This window comes from Bradyrhizobium betae, from assembly GCF_008932115.1.
Taxonomy (GTDB): Bacteria; Pseudomonadota; Alphaproteobacteria; order Rhizobiales; family Xanthobacteraceae; genus Bradyrhizobium; species Bradyrhizobium betae.
Genome location: NZ_CP044543.1, coordinates 6,946,525 through 6,964,339 on the forward strand (window position 1 = coordinate 6,946,525; position 17,815 = coordinate 6,964,339).

A 17,815-nucleotide genomic window follows, 5' to 3' on the forward strand; every position below is an offset into this window, starting at 1 on the left:
CTGCTCCTCTCTGGCACCTCCCGCGCCCGGCCGCTTGACCCAAATCAAGCGGCCCTGCGGCAGGCTCGCTGATATAAGCTGCAGGCATTGGCCGTCGCTCGCACTGATGAAAAATGGAAGCTGTACCGCAACAACCAATCGTACCTCAGGCGGGATTGCGGCGGCGGATCGGGCTGCCATTGCTGGTCCTTTATGGCACGGGGGTCACCGTGGGGGCCGGGATCTACGTCCTGGTCGGCGCTGTCGCGGGCCATGCGGGGGGCTATTCCGCGTGGGCGTTCGCCTTGGCGGCCGCTGTCATGGCCTTCACCGCCGCCTCGTATGCGGAGCTCGCGAGCCGCTATCCCGTTAGCGCCGGAGAGGCCGCCTACGTCCGCGCCGCATTCGACTCCCGGATTCTCTCTACGGCCGTCGGATCGTTGAGGCTCGCCACCGGGATCATTGCAGCCGCCGCGGTGACCCTTGGCGGTGCGGGCTACATCAGGCAGCTGATCGAGCTGCCGACGCCGTTGATCGTCGTGGCGATCGTCATCGCCCTGGGGGCGGTCGCGGCCTGGGGCATTCTCGAATCGGTGATGCTCGCTGGTTTTCTGACGTTGATCGAGACGGGAGGATTGGTGTGGATCATCGTTTCGGCCGTCCAGTCGGGCCTCTCGTTCACGCCGGCTCTGTTTGCGCCGCCGCCGCTGGACGTCGGCATTCTCTCCGGAATCACCTTTGCCAGCCTGCTCGCCTTCTTCGCCTTTGTCGGCTTCGAGGACCTCGCCAACGTCGTGGAGGAGGCCAAGAATCCGCAACGGAATATCCCGTGGGCCATGGCGCTGACACTGCTGATCACGTCGGTGCTCTATGTCCTGATTGCGGCGATCTCGGTCAGTGCCGTGCCGCCGGGCGTCCTGGCGGCCTCCCCTGCTCCGTTGAGCCTTGTGTTCGGCTTCGTCGCGGGGATAAGCCCGACCACGTTCAACGTGATCGCGATCGTCTCGACGCTGAACACCATTCTTGCCCAGATCACCATGACAGCGCGCGTCGCCTATGGCATGGCGAAGCAAGGTGACCTGCCTCGGCGAGTTGGAGACGTCCATTTGCGAACAGGGACGCCGCTGGTTGCGACAGGACTGGTGATGCTCGCCGTCGCGGCTCTCGCGCTGACATTCCCGCTGGAACCCCTGGCTGAAAGCACCTCGCTTGCAACGCTTTGCATCTTCGCCTTCGTCAACCTGTCTCTGCTGCGGGTTCGGTCGCGACAAGCTCAATCGGGGACCTCGATCGTGCGCGTCCCGCTGTGGGTCCCATGGTTCGGTCTCGCCACATGCGTGCTGATGATGGGCAACGCGCTCGTCACGCGTTAGCGTGGCTCAAGGAAAAGAACAGGCAATTTCGACCCATGCTTCCAGCTCAAGACTCTACTGCTCGAAAGCCGGCTGTGACCGCTCTCGCGGCCGCCATTGTGCTGGGCGTTGCCGTCTGCGCATGGATGGCGATGCCGTTCCTGGGCGCGCTGGTCTGGTCAACGACGCTCGCAGTGCTGTTTACGCCGTTCGACATCGCCATCGGCAATCGCTTCAAATCCCGCAGCCTTTCGGCCTTGATCACGGTGCTGGTGACCGCCTGCATCGTGGTCGTTCCTGCCATCCTGGTCGCCGGGACGTTGCTCAACGAGGCCGTCCGAAGCGCGACACTCGTCGTGCCGATGTTCGACGCCGAAGACTGGACACGTCTGATGGGCGAGCATCATTGGCTGGCTCCGGCGCTGCAATGGATCCATGACAAGGTGGACTTTCCGGATCTCATTCGAACGGCGACGTCCGCACTCGCAACCTGGAGCGGCTCCGTCCTGCGCGCCTCCTTCTCCGGAATTGCCAATTTGCTGCTCACCTTCTACTTCCTGTTCTACCTGCTGCGTGACCGGGAAGCGATTGCGGAGGCCGCGCGGCTGCACCTGCCGCTCTCGGAGTCTGAATTCGCGCAGCTTGCCGACCGTGTGACCGATACGATCTTCGCCACGGTCTTGGGGACCATCGCGGTCGCGGCACTGCAGGGCGGGCTCGGGGGCCTGATGTTCTGGTGGCTGGGCCTGCCCGCCCCCGTGTTCTGGGGCGTGTTGATGGCGCTTCTGGCAATCGTCCCGTTTCTCGGCGCCTTCGTCATTTGGGCGCCGGCGGCTGTCTTTCTTGCGCTGGGGGGCTCCTACACGTCCGCGATCATCCTGACGGTCTGGGGGACTCTCGTCGTCGGCCTCGTCGACAACGTCGTCTACCCGATGCTGGTCGGCCGCAAGCTTCGGATGCACACGATGCTGTCGTTCATCGCCGTCGTCGGCGGGCTGGTTTTCATGGGGACGCCGGGCGTGGTGCTCGGCCCGTTGCTGCTCGCGGTCACCCTCACTCTGTTGCAAGTCTGGCGCGGCCGGGCGACCATCCCGATCGACGCATCGCCGCAACCACTGGAGGGTGGCAAAGCTACCGCAGCGGCAGCAGGTCCAGCTGGCGTTGCGCTTTCTTGACGGCGGCCGCGAACCAGACCTGGCTTGGCGCTTCCTTGGCGAAGCACTTCGTGTAGGCGTCCATGGCCTGGTCTTCGCGGACGATATCGCCGCGTGGGTCCTTCTTGTTGACGGGCCGCGCCATCATCTGCTTCCAGACCTTTTCGCAGGCCGGGATTTCCGCCGTCTTCACGGCATCGCTTGTGGCGAGGAAGAAGACCTTGTCGCCCTGAATTGCGACGATGTCGATTTCCGTCGGTGGTCCCTTCAGATCGCCGTTGCCGCGCACGCCCAGCACGGCAACCGCGGCACTTGCTGAGGCAGGCTTTGTGATCGGAAGCTCGGCGTATTTGGCGAAGGCCGCGTCCTGGATCGCGTAGTAATAGAAGCGGTCCGACCTGAATGCCGCGTCGATCTCCTGCGGCATTCCGTCCTCGCGGTGCTCGGCAAGCCAGTGCTTGAGCAAACTGGTCGTGGTCACCACGGCTTGCAGCTTGTCGCCCTCGGTGGCGAAACCGAGCCCGTCGAGATGACCGAATCCCGATTCGTCCTTGTAGAGCGTGTCGACATTCGATTTGCCCTCGGCCGGCAGGCCCTTGATCGTGACCGGTCCCACCAGGCCACGCAGCAGGCCTGTCAACTCCCTCAGCGCAGCATTGTGCTGTTTGAGGGTCTCGTCGTTCCCCGCAGCTTTCGTGAACTTGGTGATGTAGCGATCGCGCAGGTCGAGATAGTGCTGTTCCGGCGTGGCCGCATAGGCGGGTGTGGTGCAGGCGAGCAGGCAGAGCAAGGCAAGCGATCTCATGACATGTCCGTGGACATCGAGCAATTTCCGGTCTTTGTGCCGCGGTCGGGCAGCAAGGTTCATCCGCGAAGGCCGAGCGGACGGCTCAGGCCTACGATGCTGGACGCGACGTGGCAAGACCTGGGCATGACCCGGGTGAGCCAGCCTTCAGGAAAGAGAAAACCTGCGTAGCGCTCCTGCGGCGTCCATGGCGGCACACCAGGCGAATACGATGGCGGGGCCGATCATTGTGCCTGGTCCAGGATACGTGCCGCGGAAGATGGAGGATGAATCGGTCCCGACTGCATACAGTCCGGGAAGAAACTTCCCGTCGTGAGCCACCACGCGGGCGCGGGAATCCGTGCGCAGGCCGGCGCTGCCGGCAAGGTCCGACGGCCATACAGCGACGGCATAGAGCGGTCCCGGGCCGATCCGCCGCAGACAGGGATTGGGCTTGGTCAGGGGATCGCCGTTGACGCGGTTCAATGCGCTCGAGCCACGGCCGAAATCGTCGTCGATGCCGGTTTCGGCGTAGCGATTATATCGCTCCACCGTCTCGGCAAACCCTTCGCCGTCAACATCGATCTTGTGCGCCAGCGCTTCGATGGTTTCACCCTCCATCAAATAGCCGGCCTGCAGGAACGCGGTGAGATTTTTGGTGCCGGGGTGAACGAGCCCGATGCCAAAATCCCTGATGAAGGTTCGATCGCAGATCAGGAACGCCGGTGCTGCTGCGGAGGCCGACGCGTTCGAGCGCAGCATCGCTGCCACGAAGTCGTGGTAGGAGTCGGCTTCATTGACGAAACGGCGGCCCGTCTGGTTGACGGCAAGCAGTCCCGGCTTGGCGCGATCGAGCATGATGTGCGGGAAGACCGAGACGTGACCGTCCGCTTGCGCCATCACAGAACTCGGCATCCACAACGCCGGGCTGTCGAGATCGCACACGATGTCGGCGTTGATGCGCTCGGCTGCCAGGATGCCGTCGCCCGTGTTCGACGAGGGCGCCAGCGAGTAGCGGCGTGCGGCTTCCGGAAACAGCCGTTCGCGAAGTTCACGGTTCCAGCCGATGCCGCCTGTTGCCAGCACCACGCCCTTGCGGGCGTGTATGCGCAGCTCTCCGGCCGGAGACGAGAGCACGGCACCGACGACCGCATCGCCATCGCAGATGATGTCTCGAAGTCCCGTCTCAAATCGGAGATCGACTCCGGCTCGGCGGATGCCGGCGAACAGTCTTGCGACAAGCGCGTTGCCCATGATCAGGCGCGTTCCGCGCTTGTAACTGATGCGATCGAGCGCATGCCGGGCGAGAAGACCGGCGGCGTGCCGCAAATTCGTCAAGTTGCCGAAAGGCGCCAACAGCGCCGGAATGTCTGCCTTCCCGACCATCATGCCGCCGAGAACCATGAACTCCCGGCGTGGCGGCCTGACGCGTGCAAAGTCGTGGCCGAGCTTGCGGCCGTCGAACGGAATGGCCCCGAGTGCGCGACCGCCGATCGCGGCACCCGCAAGGTTCTTGTAATCAGGATGGACCGGTGGCGCCGCAAACCGCACGCTCGTCTTCTGCTCGAGATAATCGAGCACGATCGGCCCCGCCTCGAGGAACATGTCGAGGCGCTGGTCTGTGGCATGCTCGCCGAGCATCGCGGCCAGATAAGTGCGCGCGGCCGCAACCGTGTCAGGCGTGCCGGCACGCTCTCCTTGCCGGTTGCCGGGAATCCAGACCGTGCCGGCGGAGGTCGCAGTCGTTCCGCCCACCATGTCCGACTTTTCGCAAAGGATGACCTGAAGCCCTTCGAGCGCGCCCACCAGTGCGGCCGTCATGCCGGCCGCACCTGCACCGACGACGAGGAGATCGGTCTCGACGTCGAAGGCGCGATCGACTTGCGGCATCCCGATCTCTCCTTGTCCTACGACGCGGCGCGTGCCCTCTCGACCAGCTCGTGCGGCGCGAGCTTGAGCGCGGTCGGGGCGGCAAGCGAGAATGCCGCCATCAGCCGAAATCCGCGATGCGGGCGTCGAGCGCGAACATGGCCTGATAGACTTCCGGCTCGCTCGCCCGGCCGAGCACGTCGGATGCAATCGCCCGCGCCTGCTGCAAAGCGCCCTGCAACGAGGCAACGTCGAGCGCCTCGATCAGCAAAAGCCCTGCGAAAAAACCCTCGTCCTTCCGCATGCCCTTTTCGGCTGTCGGCACCGATGTCCGCGCCTCGTCGGTCGTGCCGATCTGCACGGCGGCGATCCCGTCGCACGCAACCAGCGCCTCAGCCAGTTTTTGCGGGTGCTTCGGCAATGTCTCGATCCGCAGCGCCATGATGGTGGCGCCCTCGCCCCGGCCGGCACGCGCGACCATCACGCCGCCGCCCCGCATGAAGTTGCCGAGCTTCGGCATGATGCGCTGCGACCACGGCGTCGGTGCGTTCAGGCGCGCCAGATAGGCCGCGCCATCGAGCACCTCGGGTGTCTCGAGCTCGTACAGGATAAAGAAGCGGTTGATGTCGTCGCGCGCGGCGCGGAACACGCGCGAGGCCAGGAAGCCCCTGGTGGTCACGCGTTCGGTGGTGTGCTCGCGTGTCAGCCAGTGCCGGTAGTCGATCAGGTCATGCGCCTCGACGTCGCTCCAGATGGCCAGAAATCCTGCTCCGCGCATTCCGCGTCCCCCTTACGTCTTGAGCCCGTGCAACGCCGCCGGGATCGTGTCGGGCAATTGTCCGAGCCGCTGGACGGCCGCCAGCAGCGCAGCGAGATAGCCGTACGGACCGAGGCCGCAGATCACCGATGTGCAGGCACCCGACGTGATCGAATGGCGGTGCAGCTCGTCGCGCGCATGGATGTTCGAGATATGCAGCTCAATCTTCGGCCCCTCGAAGATCTTCAGCGCATCGATCAGCGCGATCGAGGTGAAGGAGTAGCCGGCCGGGTTGATGATGATCGCGTCCGCGTTGCCACGGGCGGACTGGATCAGGCCGACGAGCTCGCCCTCCATGTTGGACTGATGGAACGAGATCGAGACGCCGAGCTGATCGGCCAGGGCCCGGCAGCTCGCCTCGATCTCCTGCAGCGTCGTCCGGCCGTAGATGTGCGGCTCCCTGATGCCGAGAAAGTTGAGGTTGGGTCCGTTGAGGATCATGATCCGAGCGGCCATTTTCACGTGTCCTTCTGTCGTTTCCGTTGCAACTAGCCACCAAACCATTTCGCGGGGATCGTCACCAGTCCCGGGAACAGGACCATCGCCAGCAGCACGATCAGTTGCGCGATCATGAAGGGCCAGACACCCTTGATGATGTCCTCCATGCTGATCCTGGCGACGCCGCAGACGACGTTGAGCACGATCCCGACCGGCGGGGTGATCAGGCCGATGGCATTGTTGATGATGAAGAGGACGCCAAAATAGACCGGGTCGATGCCGGCCGCCTTGATGATCGGCATCAGGATCGGCGTGAGGATGAGGATCGTCGGCGTCATGTCGAGCGCCGTTCCGACGATGACAACTACGACCATGATCGCGAGCATCAGCAGCGTGTTGTTGCCCATGAAGGGCTTCAGCAGCGTCACGACCTGGGCGGAGATCTCGGACACGGTGATCAACCAGGATGATACCAGCGCCGCAGCGACCAGGAACATGACGATGCTCGTCGTCACGGCCGAGGAGACGAAGATTGCGTACAGCTGCGATAGTTTCAGTTCACGGTAGATGCAGGTCGCGACGAACAAGGAGTAGACGGCAACGACCACCGCAGCTTCCGTCGGCGTGAAGATGCCAAAACGCAGGCCGACCACGATGATGACCGGCAGCATCAGCGCCCAGAAGCCGTCGACGACGGCCTTGATGATCTCCGACCACGAGGCCCGTGGCGGCGGCGTCAGGTTCTCTTTCCGCACCACCCACGCCCACGCCATGCAGAGGCCTGCGCCGAGCAGCAGCCCGGGCACGATGCCGGCCAGAAACAGTTTCGAGATCGAGACCCCGGCGGCGACGCCGAAGATGACGAAGCCGATGCTGGGCGGAATGACGGGGGCAATGATGCCGCCTGCGGCGACGAGGCCCGCCGCGTAGGATTTCTTGTGCCCCGCAGCCACCATCATCGGCACCAGCAGGGCCGCGAGCGCCGCCGCATCGGCCGCCGCCGATCCCGACAGCGACGCAAGGATGCAGGATGCGAGGATCGTGACGTAGCCCAGCCCGCCGCGGAAATGCCCGACCGCAACGAGCGCAACGTTGACGATGCGCCTGGCCAGCCCTCCCTTGTTCATGATCTCGCCGGCGAGCATGAAGAAGGGAATGGCCATCAGCGGAAAGCTGTCCGCGCCGTTGATGACGTTCTGCGCCACGATCTGGGCGTCGAACATGTCGATCGTGCTCATCAGGGCGACGCCGCAGACGATAAGTGCAAAGGCGATCGGCATGCCCAGCGCCATGGCGCCGAGCAGCGAGACAGTGAAGACGGCGATCGTCATGACGCGATCCCGGTGGATTGCAGGATGTGAGCGCAGCCTTGCAAGATTCGACGAGACATCAGTGCTCTTCCGATTCCTTGACGGCGACCATGTCGGCCTCGCTTGCCCGTCCCGTGAGCACGCGGATGAGGTCGTAAAGGAGGATGACCCCGGTCGACGCGCCGAAGATCACGCCGACCGCGTAGAAGATGCCCATCGAAAGGCCCGTGGCCGGCGCGCGGTCGTCGAGATTGATGATGGTCTGCCGCCAACTGCCGGAAAGCAGCAGCCAGTCGGCAAACAGCATCAGGCAGTAGTTGAGGACAAAGCAGATGCGCTTGCCGGAAGCCGGCAGTTTCCGGATCAGGGTGTCGACGCCGAGATGGGCGTGCTCGCGCATCGCGACGATGGCGCCGAGGAAGGTCAGCCAGACCAGCAGCCAGCGCGACAGCTCCTCGGAAATCGTGATGCCGGAGTTGAAGCCGTAACGCAGGACGACGTTGCCGAACACCAGCACCACCATGACGACGAGACATGCGGCGATAACGGCCTTCAGGAACGTACAATAGAGATCGAGAGCTCGCGCCATGCGTGACGTCCGGGCAAGTGAGGGGTGTGAGCCGGCCAGTGGCCGGCTCCGCTGCCTTGCGTATTGGAGAAGCCGGTTACTTCACGTCCTTGCGGATGCGTTCGACTTCTTCGTTGAAGAGCTTCACGGTATCGGCGCGAAGATTGGCTGAAATCTTGTCCACGACGGGTTGCACCGCCTTCCGCATGCGGTCGGTTTCTTCAGGGGCGATCGCATTGTACTGCATGCCCTTGGCCTGCAGTTCCGCCAGAGCCTTCTCGGTCTGAAGGCGGGTCTGCTCCTTCTGATAACCGCGGCTTTCTTCGTAGGCTTCGCGCATCAGGCGCTGCTCGGTCGGCGACAGCTTGTCCCAGAACACCTTGCTCACCAGGATGATGTTCAGGGTGAAGGTGTGGTTGGTCGCGGATACGTATTTCTGCACTTCGTAGAATTTGTTGGAGAGAATGACCGTGTAGGGATTCTCCTGGCCGTCGACGGTGCGGGTCTCCAGCGCCGAATACAGCTCACCGAAGGCCATCGGGACCGGATTGGCCTTAAAGGCACTGAAGCTCTCGAGATAGACCGGGTTCGGAATCACGCGAAGCTTGAGGCCGCCGAAGTCCTCGACCTTGGTGATCGGGCGGGTGCTGTTGGTGACGTTGCGAAAGCCCAGCCCCCAATATCCCAGGCCCGTCAGCCCCTTCGAGGGCAGCGTATCGAGCATCGCCGCGCCGAATTTGCCGGTCGCGAGCGCGTCAGCTTGCTCGGTCGTGTTGAAGAGGAACGGGAAATCGATCAGGCCGAACTCGGGCACGACGGTCGCCAACGACGTCGTCGAGGCCGACAGCATTTCCTGCGTGCCGCCGCGCAGCGCGGATTGCTGCTGCAATTCGTTGCCGAGCTGCGAGGCCGCGAACTCGCGGACCTTCATCTTGCCCCCGCTCTTCGCCAGCAGGATCTCGGCAAACTTCTGCACGCCAAAGCTGACGGGGTGATCGGTGTTGTTCAGGTGGCCCCACCTGATCGTCCGCTCCTGAACGTCCTGAGCGGATGCGCCGACCGTCAGCGCCACGCAGATCGCCGTCGCCGACAGCGCCCGTACCAACAAGCTCATCGTTTCCTCGCTGTTCTCCGGGGCGCGAACGGCGGCTTAAGCCATCATTTTCCGCACCCTCAGCTTATTTAGACATCATACATATATTTCCGTGTCAAACGACAATATCCATTTCATATGAGATTTCTATAGACGTCAGATACATTCATTCTGCTATATTGCTGGCAACATTGATGGTTCGGCCGCCGCAGGGGGCTGGCGATCCGGACAAGCGGGACGAGAAGCGCATGACGTCACTTGAGGAACGGCCAATGTCGGCGGGTGACAGCGGCTATCAGCGCATTCGCTCCGACATCATTTTCGGGGTGCTCACGCCCTCGGGGCGTCTCCGGCTCGATGCCATGAAGGAGGATTACGGCGTCAGCATCTCGACGCTGCGCGAGATCCTCAATCGCCTGACGTCCGAAGGCTTTGTGGTTGCCGAAGGCCAGCGCGGATTCGAGGTGGCGCCCATTTCGATCCAGAACCTGCGCGAGCTCGCCGATTTGCGCATCCTGCTGGAGCATCATGCGATGGCCGAGTCGTTCCGCGCCGGCGACGTCGAGTGGGAGGGCCGCGTCGTGTCCGCGCATCACAAGCTGGCGGCGACCGAACGCACTGTGCTGAAGGAGGGCGACGATCCCGAGCTGCGCAAGCGCTATGACGGCGAATTCCATCAGGCTTTGATCTCGAGCTGCGGGTCGCGCGAGTTGATGCAGACCCACTCGGTCGTGTTCGACAAATATTTCCGCTATGCGCTGCGCTATCGGGGCGCGGAGACGATCAACCAGCACAAGGCCTTGCTGGAAGCCGCCCTGAAGCGGGACATCAAGAGCGCCAGGACCGTTCTCAGCGACCACATCAATGGCTGCGTCGCGCATGCGCTGTCCTCATGGAAGGACAGCTGACCGCCCTCTCCTGCCGAGAAGATCAAATCGTCGACGAAAAAGAACGATCAATGCCGCCCAGGATTCCATTCTCCACGACCAGGCTTGACGGCCTGCTCGACGCTTCAGGCATCGACGTCCTGATCGTCACCTCCAGGCACAACATTCAGTACCTTCTCGGCGGCTACTATCACTTCCAGTTCGACTACATGGAAGCGATCGGCGTCAGCCGGTTTCTGCCTGTCTTCGTCTATGTGAAGGGCGCGCCGGACAAGTCGGCCTACATCGCCAACCGGAACGAGCGGGACAGCGTCCAGAACAGGACGGACGCCGGATACTGGATGCCGCCGGTCGTGTTCGGATCGTCAACCTCGGTCGAGGCGGCGACGCTGGCACTGAAGCATGTGAAGGCCATCGCGACGTCTGGGTTTCGTATCGGGATCGAGATGTCGTTCCTGCCGGCCGATGCCGCCGACGTGCTGCGCAAGGAGCTCCCGAATTGCCATTTTGTCGAGGCGATGCGCCCGCTCGAGAAGCTGCGGTCCATCAAGACCGCAGCCGAGCTGGAGATCCTCCGCGAGGCGTCCGAACGGGTGGTCGCCTCCATGCTGGACGTGGTCAGCCGCGCCCAACCCGGACACAGCAAGCGCGAGATCATCGCTCATCTGCGCCAGGCCGAGCTGTCTCGCGACATGATCTTCGAATATGCCCTCGTGACCATAGGCACGAGTCTCAACCGCGCTCCCTCGGACCAGCGTCTTGAACCGGGCGACATCATCTCGCTGGATTCGGGCGGCAACTACCGGGGTTACATCGGCGATCTCTGCCGGATGGCCGTGCATGGATCGCCCGATGCCGAACTCGTCGACCTGCTCGCGGACGTCGACATGATCCAGCAAGCGGCCCGCGCGCCGATACGGGCGGGTCTTGTCGGCGGCGAGATCTACACCGCCGCAAACGACGCGCTGGCGCGATCCGCCCACGGCAAGCAAATGCATTTCGTCGCCCACGGCATGGGTATCGTCAGCCATGAAGCGCCACGCCTGACGTCGAGCGGCCCCATTCCCTATCCCGCCGACGACGCCGACGCGCCGCTCGAAGCCGGCATGGTCATCTCGATCGAGACCACGCTGGCTCATCCGCGACGGGGCTTCATCAAGCTGGAGGATACCATCGCCGTCGCCGCGGACGGCTATCAGGCGTTTGGCGACGGCGCGCGGGGCTGGAACCGTATTCCAGAATGACCATGAATTCGATCCCCGTACATCGAGTCGAGATCGCGGTCGCCAGCACGGATATCCTTGGCGAGACGCCGTTGTGGTGCGACCAGTCACGCAAGCTGTGGTGGGTCGACATCGACGGCCGGCTTCATCAATCCTTCGACCCGGCCACGGGCGCCCATCACGTGTCCTCCCATGATGGCCAATTCCTCGGCAGCCAGGCCTTGACGGCGGATGGTTCGCATCTGCTCGCGCAGGATCTGCGTGTCACCCGTCGCTCGTCTGTCGACGCCTGTCCCGATCAATTCTGCGAGGTCGAGAACGGCCCCGACAACCGCCTCAACGACGGCCGCGTGGACGCGCGCGGTCGCCTGTGGATCGGCACCATGGACAATCAGCTGCACCGACCGAACGGCTCGCTGTATCAGGTGACCGGAGACGGTCAGGTCAAGCGCGTGTTCAGCGACGTCATCGTGACCAACGGGATCGCATTCGCGCCCGACAATCGCACGCTCTATTTCACGGATACGCGGCGATTCCGTACCTGGGCCTTTGACTTCGATCTCGATGACGGCGTGATCGATAACAGGCGCCTGTTTGCCGACTATAGCGCTTCCGGAGAGAGACCGGACGGCGCCTGCGTCGACGTTGACGGCGGGCTGTGGACGGCGTTCTTCTCGGGCGGCCGGATCGCGCGCTATCGCCCGGACGGGCAGATCGACACCATCATCCCGCTGCCCGTGACCAATCCGACCTGCCTGTGCTTCGGCGGAGATGACCTCAAAACACTGTTCGTGACGACGGCAAGAAAATTTCTGGATCCGCAGCGGCTGAGCATCGAGCCTCAGGCCGGTCAAGTTCTTGCCATTCACGGCGTCGCGCAAGGCCTTCCAGAGCACCGGTTCTCGATCAGCGGCATTGTTGACCAAAGCAGCACGCATGCTCGCGCTCGGACCTAGGATCGTGTCCGGCTATCTCTACGTAGCCTCCCGCTCATGCGCATTGCGTTGCGAATGTTTCTGATCGGTAAAACCAAATTTGTTTGATCGATACGTGCTCTCGTTGCGCTGGATCAAGTCACGCAGGCGTTCTCGGATCATTGTTGCAGAGATGCCGGCTGCGCTGAAGAGAGCTGCGTGGCCCGGACGTGCATTTGGAGAGTTGTCATGAAGTTGTCTAGGATTGTGCTTCTTGCGTTCGTCGTCGCGTCCTCACCTTGGTTTGTCGCGCCTCTCGCGGCGGCGCCGGCAACCTCCGCGCTGATGCTGCGCGGCGCGGCGGCACCATCGGTGGAGACAGTGCAATATCGCCGCGGCTGGCGTGGCCACTATCATGGTGGTGCGGGCATTGGAATTGGTGCAGGAATCGCCGGCGCGCTGATCGGCGGGGCAATTATTGGCGCCACGCAGCCCTACGGCTATTACGGCTACCCTCCGGGCTATTATGGTCCGGCCTATGTCGCTCCGCCCCCCTATGTCGATGGCGACGCGGTCGGCTATTGCGCGCAACGCTTCAGGTCCTACGACCCGTATTCCGGCACCTATCTCGGCTACGACGGCCTGCGACATCCCTGCCCGTGAGGATGCAACATCGTTCACGCGCTCGGCCACCATCGTCGTGCTGGTGGTCGAGTTGGCGGTGGCTTGCGTGAGCCCTACTCCGCCGGTGTGAGTTGCTGCCGGCTGAGCCGTAGTGCGGCAGTCTCGCGCACGCGAATACGTGCCCTGCGCTTGCGCCACCAGATCACCACGCCGGTGACTGAGAGGGCCGCCACCACCAGGCCCATGATCGAGATCAGGATCCGGCCGAACAATCCGACGATGCGGCCCGAATGCAGCGGGAACTGCGCCTGCACGAAGATGTCGGCAGCCGTGCCGACCCAGGGCAGCCGTTCGCCGAGCGGACGGCCATCCTCGCTGTCGTAATAGAGCTGTGCGGGACCGACGCCGCCGGCGCCGTGATCGTCGCCGGGATGGAAGAAGGCCGCCGCATAGACGCCATGGGCCGGGCCGTAATTGATCGAGCCGACCGGGACGGTCCACCCTCGGCTCTTGCCGTCGGCGGCAGCCCGCGCGGCGATGTCGGCGAAGCCGACCTTGGGCTCGATGGGATCGTCGAGGTCGCGGTAGGGCCGCTGCTCATAGGGCGTCGGCGTGTAGTTCGACACCATCTTCATCAACGGTGAAAACACTTCGAAATACAGATTCAGCGAGAACGCCGTGAAGGCGATGATGAACAGCACGCCCCAGGTCCACAGGCTGAAGGCGCGGTGGATGTCGAAATTGATCCGGTAGGCACTGCCTGAGGTCTTGATGGTCCAGGCCGGCGCCCAGCGCGCCCAGAAGCCACGCTCGAGCTGGCGCGTGACGGCAGGCGCCCGCGCCGCCCTGGCTCCGCGCCGCGACGGCAGCGTCAGATAGAAACCGACGAAGCAGTCGATGGTCCAGATGATCGCGATGAATCCGAGCACGCGCATGCCCCAGCGATCGCTGCCCCAGAACTCCGGAATGTGCATGGTGTAGTGCAGCTTGTAGAGGAACGAGACGAGGTTCTCGCGCGTCACCGGCCACACCGCGCCCCAATAGCGCCGGCCGAGCTCAACACCCGTGTTGGGATCGAGGAAGACCTGGTTGTAGTCGATCGCATAACGCTTGCCGGTCACCGGATCGATCCGCGGCATCACGAAGAACCACAGCGAGTGCCCCTGCTCCGGCGTCATGAACAGGTAGACCACGCGCGCGCGGGGATCGCGCTGCTCGATCATCCCGGCCAGCTCGATCGAGGGAATCGCCGGGCCCTTGGTCGAGACGTCGAACAGATGGCTGTTCAGGACGTCGTCGATCTCGTGGTCCCAGGAGATGATCGCGCCGGTGATGCCTGAGAAGAACAGGAAGCCGGCCGTCAGCAGTCCCGCCCAGCGATGCAGCTTGCCGAATATCGCTCTCATCGCCTTATCTCACGCAACTTCCGCGTCGTCATGGCCGCGACAAGCCCGGGCATGACGACCTCTTGTGGAGCTTCATGCGCGATGTCCTGCTCACCAGCGGTAGGTCAGCTTGCCGATGGCCTTGCGTCCTTCGGCGTAGAAGCAGCCCGACGCGGCGCCATAGCAGGCCGCGACATAACGCAGGTCGGTCAGGTCGGTAACGTTCAGCGACAGCCGCCAATTGTCACGGGTGTAGGCCAGCAGCGCGTCGAGCACCGTCGAGGACCCCACCTTGAACGTGTTGGCGTCATCGCCCCAGGTCGCGCCGACATAGCGGATACCGCCGCCGAACTGAAGGCCGGCAAGCGGACCGTTCTGGAGCGTGTAGTCGCTCCACAGCGAGGCGCGGTTGAGCGGCACGGTCGGCGGAGCCTTGCCAAGATTGACCGGATCCTGCGACAGCATGGCGTCGACATAGGCGTAGGCGGCGCGCAGGTTCCAGCCGTCGGCGAGCGACATGGTGCCTTCGAGCTCGACGCCGCGCGATTTCACCTGGCCGATCTGCGAGGCAACATAGGTCGGCGGCGGATAGGTGACGACGTTGTCGCGCGTCAGGTCGAAGGCCGCGATCGTGAACAGCGCGTTCCAGCCGAGCGGCTGATACTTGACGCCGACCTCGTACTGCACGCCTGTTTCAGGATTGAGCAACTGGCCGCCGGGGCCGGTCGCGAGCACCGGCAGGAACGATTCCGAGTAACTGACGTAAGGCGCGATGCCGTTGTCGAAATTGTACATCACGGCGGCGCGGCCGGTGAAGGCCGACGCATCGGTCGAAGCCGAATTGCCTATTGCGTCGACCGCCGTCGTCACGAAATCCTGGCGGCCGCCGAGCTGGAACGAAAGCCGGCCGAGCTTGATCTGGTCCTGCAGGTAAAGACCGACCTGCGACTGCTTGACGCCGGTCTTGTCGCTCGGCACGGCGTCCACAGCGTAGTCGTAGCTGTAGACCGGGTTGAACACGTTGACCGTGGGCGACGAGGTCGTGACGCCAAAGGCGGTGTCACGGAAGTCGGTGTTGCGATAGTCGATGCCGGCCAGCACGGTGTGACGAAGGAAGCCGGTGGTGAACTTGCCCTGCAGCTGATTGTCCACCGCGAACGAGTTGATGTACGAGTTGCTGTAGCTGCCGACGCGGGCATAGTCGCCCGCGGCCTCGTTGGTGTAGCCGGCGCCGTAAAAGACCTTTTCCTCGTTGTGCTGGTAGGCGTAGCGCAGGTTCTGCCGGAATGTGAGATAGTCGTTGAAATCGTGCGAGAGCTGATAGCCGACCGTTGCGATCTCGGTGTTGAAGGCGTCGAAGCTCGGCACGCCCGCGAAGAAGGACACCGGAATGGTGCGGCCGTTGTTCGGCCACAGCGTACCCGAGGCCGGCAGGAACTGCAGGCCCCACCCTGCCCGGTCACGCTGATAGTTGGCGAGGAACGTGATGGTGGTGTCCTCGTTCGGCTTGAAGGTGACGGCGGGCGCGATGAAGACGCGATTGTCCTTGGTGAAGTCGACCTGGGTCTCGCCATCGCGGACGACGCCGGTCAGGCGCCACAGTACGGTGCCTTCCTTGTTGGCGGGGCCACCCATGTCGAACTGGCCCTGATAGCGGTTGAAGCTGCCGCCGGAGATCGAGACTTCGCCGAACTGCTGCGCGGTAGGTAGCTTCGTCACATAGTTGAGCAGGCCGCCCGTGCCGCTGCCGCCATACATCGCCGACGACGGCCCTTTCAGCACCTCGAGGCGCTCGGCGCCGTAGGGATCGAGGCCGTTGAAATGCACGTAATTGCTGGACGGAATTCGCAGGCCATCGACGTAGAGGCCCGGCATGGTCATGTCGAAGCCGCGGATCTGCAGCCCGCCGAAGCGCGTATCCGAGCCGCCATTGACGTCGCCGCTGACGCCGGCGGTGTAGCGCAAGGCCTCGCCGATCGAGACCGCGCCCTGATTTCTGGCCTGGTCGGTGGTGATGACGGAGATCGACTGCGGCGTTTCGATCAGCGGCGTGTCCGTCTTGGTGGCGGTGCCGCTTCGCGTCGCGACGAAGCCGCGCACCGGACCATTGGCCCGTTCGCCGGCTCCGGTGTTTGCTGCCGTCGCGCTTGGCGCCGCCTGCTGCGCCGGAGCGCGGCGATTGGCGCGTGTGGTCCGCGTCGTCGCACTCCGCCGCGACGAGGCGACTGCCGTGGGGCGTGCGCTCTGGCTTGGCGCATCGACGGTGACCGAGGGAAGCTGCGTCTGCGCAGTGGCGGCCCCAAAGGGAACGATGAGAGCAAATGTGCCGGCTGCTCCGAAGAACACCGCCTGGAGCTGTCGAAGACGCGTACCGGAACGCGAAGGAAGCTGGAAGTCTGTCACGTCTGTCGAGGCCCCACGCACTGCCGGCTTTGCCGGTATCGTTTTTGGTGTCTCGCCGTAACGCAGCCGATTTCGGAGCGCGATAGGAACAGCGTTAGAATTTCTCCAGACCTGTGCGCAGCAGGTGCGGCGAATGCGCTCACGCCCGGACAGGCGCGCATGCTCCCTTGGATCTGGAATTGTTCTAGACGAACAGGCGCGGTCGACCGGACAGGACAACAGGCGACATCGAAAGCCGGCGCGGAGAACGAATCCTTTACCATGCCCTCGCCGCTCGATTGAGCCTGCGGAACCCCGGCGGTAGACTATGTTGCGGGATATTTCAGTCACTTTGCGGAACGCGCCGCAACGTTCTGTGCAGCGCGTGCTGGCATCCGGGGTTCGACATCCATGAACGAATTGCGCGCCGCGACCAGGCGATCCACGGCCAGGACCGGAATCATCGAGTTTGACGGCGCCAGAGGGGCCGTCAGCATCCCCTGCACGATCTGCGACGTATCAGGCACGGGAGCGAGACTGAAGCTCGACTGGTCGCTGTCGTTTCCGAAAGAGGCCACGCTGGTCTTCGCCGACGGGCTGCGAAAGACCTGCCGTGTCGCGTGGCAGAAGCGGCGGCTGCTCGGCGTTGCGTTCGCCGATGGCGTTGCCAGCCCGGACGAGCAGGCCCTCATGATGACCGACGAGGAGCAGGCGCTGCACAGGCAGCATATCGGCGCGCAGATCAAAGCCGCGCGGGAGGCGCGCGGCTATACCGAGATCCAGATTGCGAACTTCCTCGCCGTCGCGCCCGAGTTCGTGTCGCGTGCCGAGAGCGGTGAGATGAGCATTCCTCTCCACCAGCTCACGCACATTGCCGATCTGCTGCTGGTCGACCTCGACAGCCTCATTGCCGGACCGGCATCGACCGGATTGGCGCCGGGCGAGGCGCGGAGCGATGTCGAGCTGGCGTAGCCGGCCGTTCGGCGGCACCAAGGCGTCGGGCTACGGCTGCTTCGGCGATAACGTGGCTTGCCGC

16 protein-coding genes are annotated in these 17,815 nt (G+C 63.7%); 7 read left to right on the forward strand and 9 right to left on the reverse strand.

Annotated features, from left to right (window positions below):
• Window positions 1-179: 179 nt before the first annotated feature.
• Complete coding sequence (locus F8237_RS33345; protein WP_244626042.1) at window positions 180-1,352, forward strand: APC family permease; 1,173 nt, start codon at window positions 180-182, stop codon at window positions 1,350-1,352.
• 74 nt (window positions 1,353-1,426) lie between these two features.
• Complete coding sequence (locus F8237_RS33350) at window positions 1,427-2,506, forward strand: AI-2E family transporter (protein ID WP_162006320.1); 1,080 nt, start codon at window positions 1,427-1,429, stop codon at window positions 2,504-2,506.
• Here F8237_RS33350 and F8237_RS33355 read toward each other — a convergent pair.
• From F8237_RS33355 to F8237_RS33385, 7 genes are all read right to left on the reverse strand, one after another.
• A complete protein-coding gene (locus F8237_RS33355) occupies window positions 2,463-3,290 on the reverse strand; it encodes a hypothetical protein (protein ID WP_151650262.1) in 828 nt (275 codons plus the stop codon). The two genes, F8237_RS33350 and F8237_RS33355, sit on opposite strands and share 44 nt — an antisense overlap.
• 147 nt (window positions 3,291-3,437) lie before the next feature.
• Window positions 3,438-5,159, reverse strand: coding sequence for an FAD-dependent oxidoreductase (locus F8237_RS33360; RefSeq protein ID WP_151650263.1), 1,722 nt, complete (start codon window positions 5,157-5,159; stop codon window positions 3,438-3,440).
• 100 nt (window positions 5,160-5,259) lie between these two features.
• The gene (locus F8237_RS33365; RefSeq protein ID WP_151650264.1) at window positions 5,260-5,916 is read right to left on the reverse strand and encodes a hypothetical protein; all 657 of its coding nucleotides are present in this window, start codon (window positions 5,914-5,916) and stop codon (window positions 5,260-5,262) included.
• 12 nt (window positions 5,917-5,928) lie between these two features.
• Window positions 5,929-6,411 carry a type II 3-dehydroquinate dehydratase gene (locus tag F8237_RS33370; RefSeq protein ID WP_151650265.1) on the reverse strand — a complete coding sequence of 161 codons (483 nt, stop codon included), beginning with the start codon at window positions 6,409-6,411 and terminating at the stop codon, window positions 5,929-5,931.
• A gap of 32 nt (window positions 6,412-6,443) precedes the next feature.
• On the reverse strand, window positions 6,444-7,724 hold the full coding sequence (locus tag F8237_RS33375; protein WP_151650266.1) for a TRAP transporter large permease: 1,281 nt from the start codon (window positions 7,722-7,724) through the stop codon (window positions 6,444-6,446).
• Window positions 7,725-7,782: 58 nt separating this feature from the next.
• Window positions 7,783-8,292, reverse strand: coding sequence for a TRAP transporter small permease (locus F8237_RS33380; protein WP_151650267.1), 510 nt, complete (start codon window positions 8,290-8,292; stop codon window positions 7,783-7,785).
• A gap of 76 nt (window positions 8,293-8,368) precedes the next feature.
• Window positions 8,369-9,385: a TRAP transporter substrate-binding protein gene (locus F8237_RS33385; protein WP_151650268.1), complete on the reverse strand. Its 1,017-nt coding sequence runs from the start codon at window positions 9,383-9,385 to the stop codon at window positions 8,369-8,371.
• Window positions 9,386-9,612: 227 nt separating this feature from the next.
• Here F8237_RS33385 and F8237_RS33390 point away from each other — a divergent pair, with 227 nt between their 5' ends.
• The 4 genes from F8237_RS33390 to F8237_RS33405 all read left to right on the forward strand — a co-directional run bounded on the left by F8237_RS33390 (window position 9,613) and on the right by F8237_RS33405 (window position 13,051).
• Window positions 9,613-10,272 (forward strand): GntR family transcriptional regulator, encoded by a 660-nt coding sequence (locus F8237_RS33390; RefSeq protein ID WP_151650269.1) that lies wholly within the window; start codon window positions 9,613-9,615, stop codon window positions 10,270-10,272.
• 50 nt (window positions 10,273-10,322) lie between these two features.
• Entirely contained in the window at window positions 10,323-11,495 is a 1,173-nt protein-coding gene (locus tag F8237_RS33395; protein ID WP_151650270.1) for a M24 family metallopeptidase, read from the forward strand.
• Window positions 11,492-12,430 (forward strand): SMP-30/gluconolactonase/LRE family protein, encoded by a 939-nt coding sequence (locus F8237_RS33400; protein ID WP_151650271.1) that lies wholly within the window; start codon window positions 11,492-11,494, stop codon window positions 12,428-12,430. The genes F8237_RS33395 and F8237_RS33400 overlap by 4 nt, the downstream gene beginning before the upstream one ends.
• Window positions 12,431-12,637: 207 nt before the next feature.
• Window positions 12,638-13,051: a BA14K family protein gene (locus F8237_RS33405; RefSeq protein WP_151650272.1), complete on the forward strand. Its 414-nt coding sequence runs from the start codon at window positions 12,638-12,640 to the stop codon at window positions 13,049-13,051.
• Between the two features lie 74 nt (window positions 13,052-13,125).
• Here the strand turns inward: F8237_RS33405 and fsrB are convergent, their stop codons facing one another.
• Both fsrB and F8237_RS33415 read right to left on the reverse strand, forming a co-directional pair.
• Complete coding sequence (gene fsrB / locus F8237_RS33410) at window positions 13,126-14,418, reverse strand: siderophore utilization protein FsrB (protein ID WP_151650273.1); 1,293 nt, start codon at window positions 14,416-14,418, stop codon at window positions 13,126-13,128.
• A gap of 90 nt (window positions 14,419-14,508) precedes the next feature.
• A complete protein-coding gene (locus F8237_RS33415; protein WP_162006440.1) occupies window positions 14,509-16,497 on the reverse strand; it encodes a TonB-dependent siderophore receptor in 1,989 nt (662 codons plus the stop codon).
• A gap of 693 nt (window positions 16,498-17,190) precedes the next feature.
• On the opposite strand from F8237_RS33415, the gene F8237_RS33420 reads away from it, so the two are divergent.
• Window positions 17,191-17,751 carry a helix-turn-helix domain-containing protein gene (locus tag F8237_RS33420; RefSeq protein ID WP_151650275.1) on the forward strand — a complete coding sequence of 187 codons (561 nt, stop codon included), beginning with the start codon at window positions 17,191-17,193 and terminating at the stop codon, window positions 17,749-17,751.
• Window positions 17,752-17,815 lie beyond the last annotated feature (64 nt).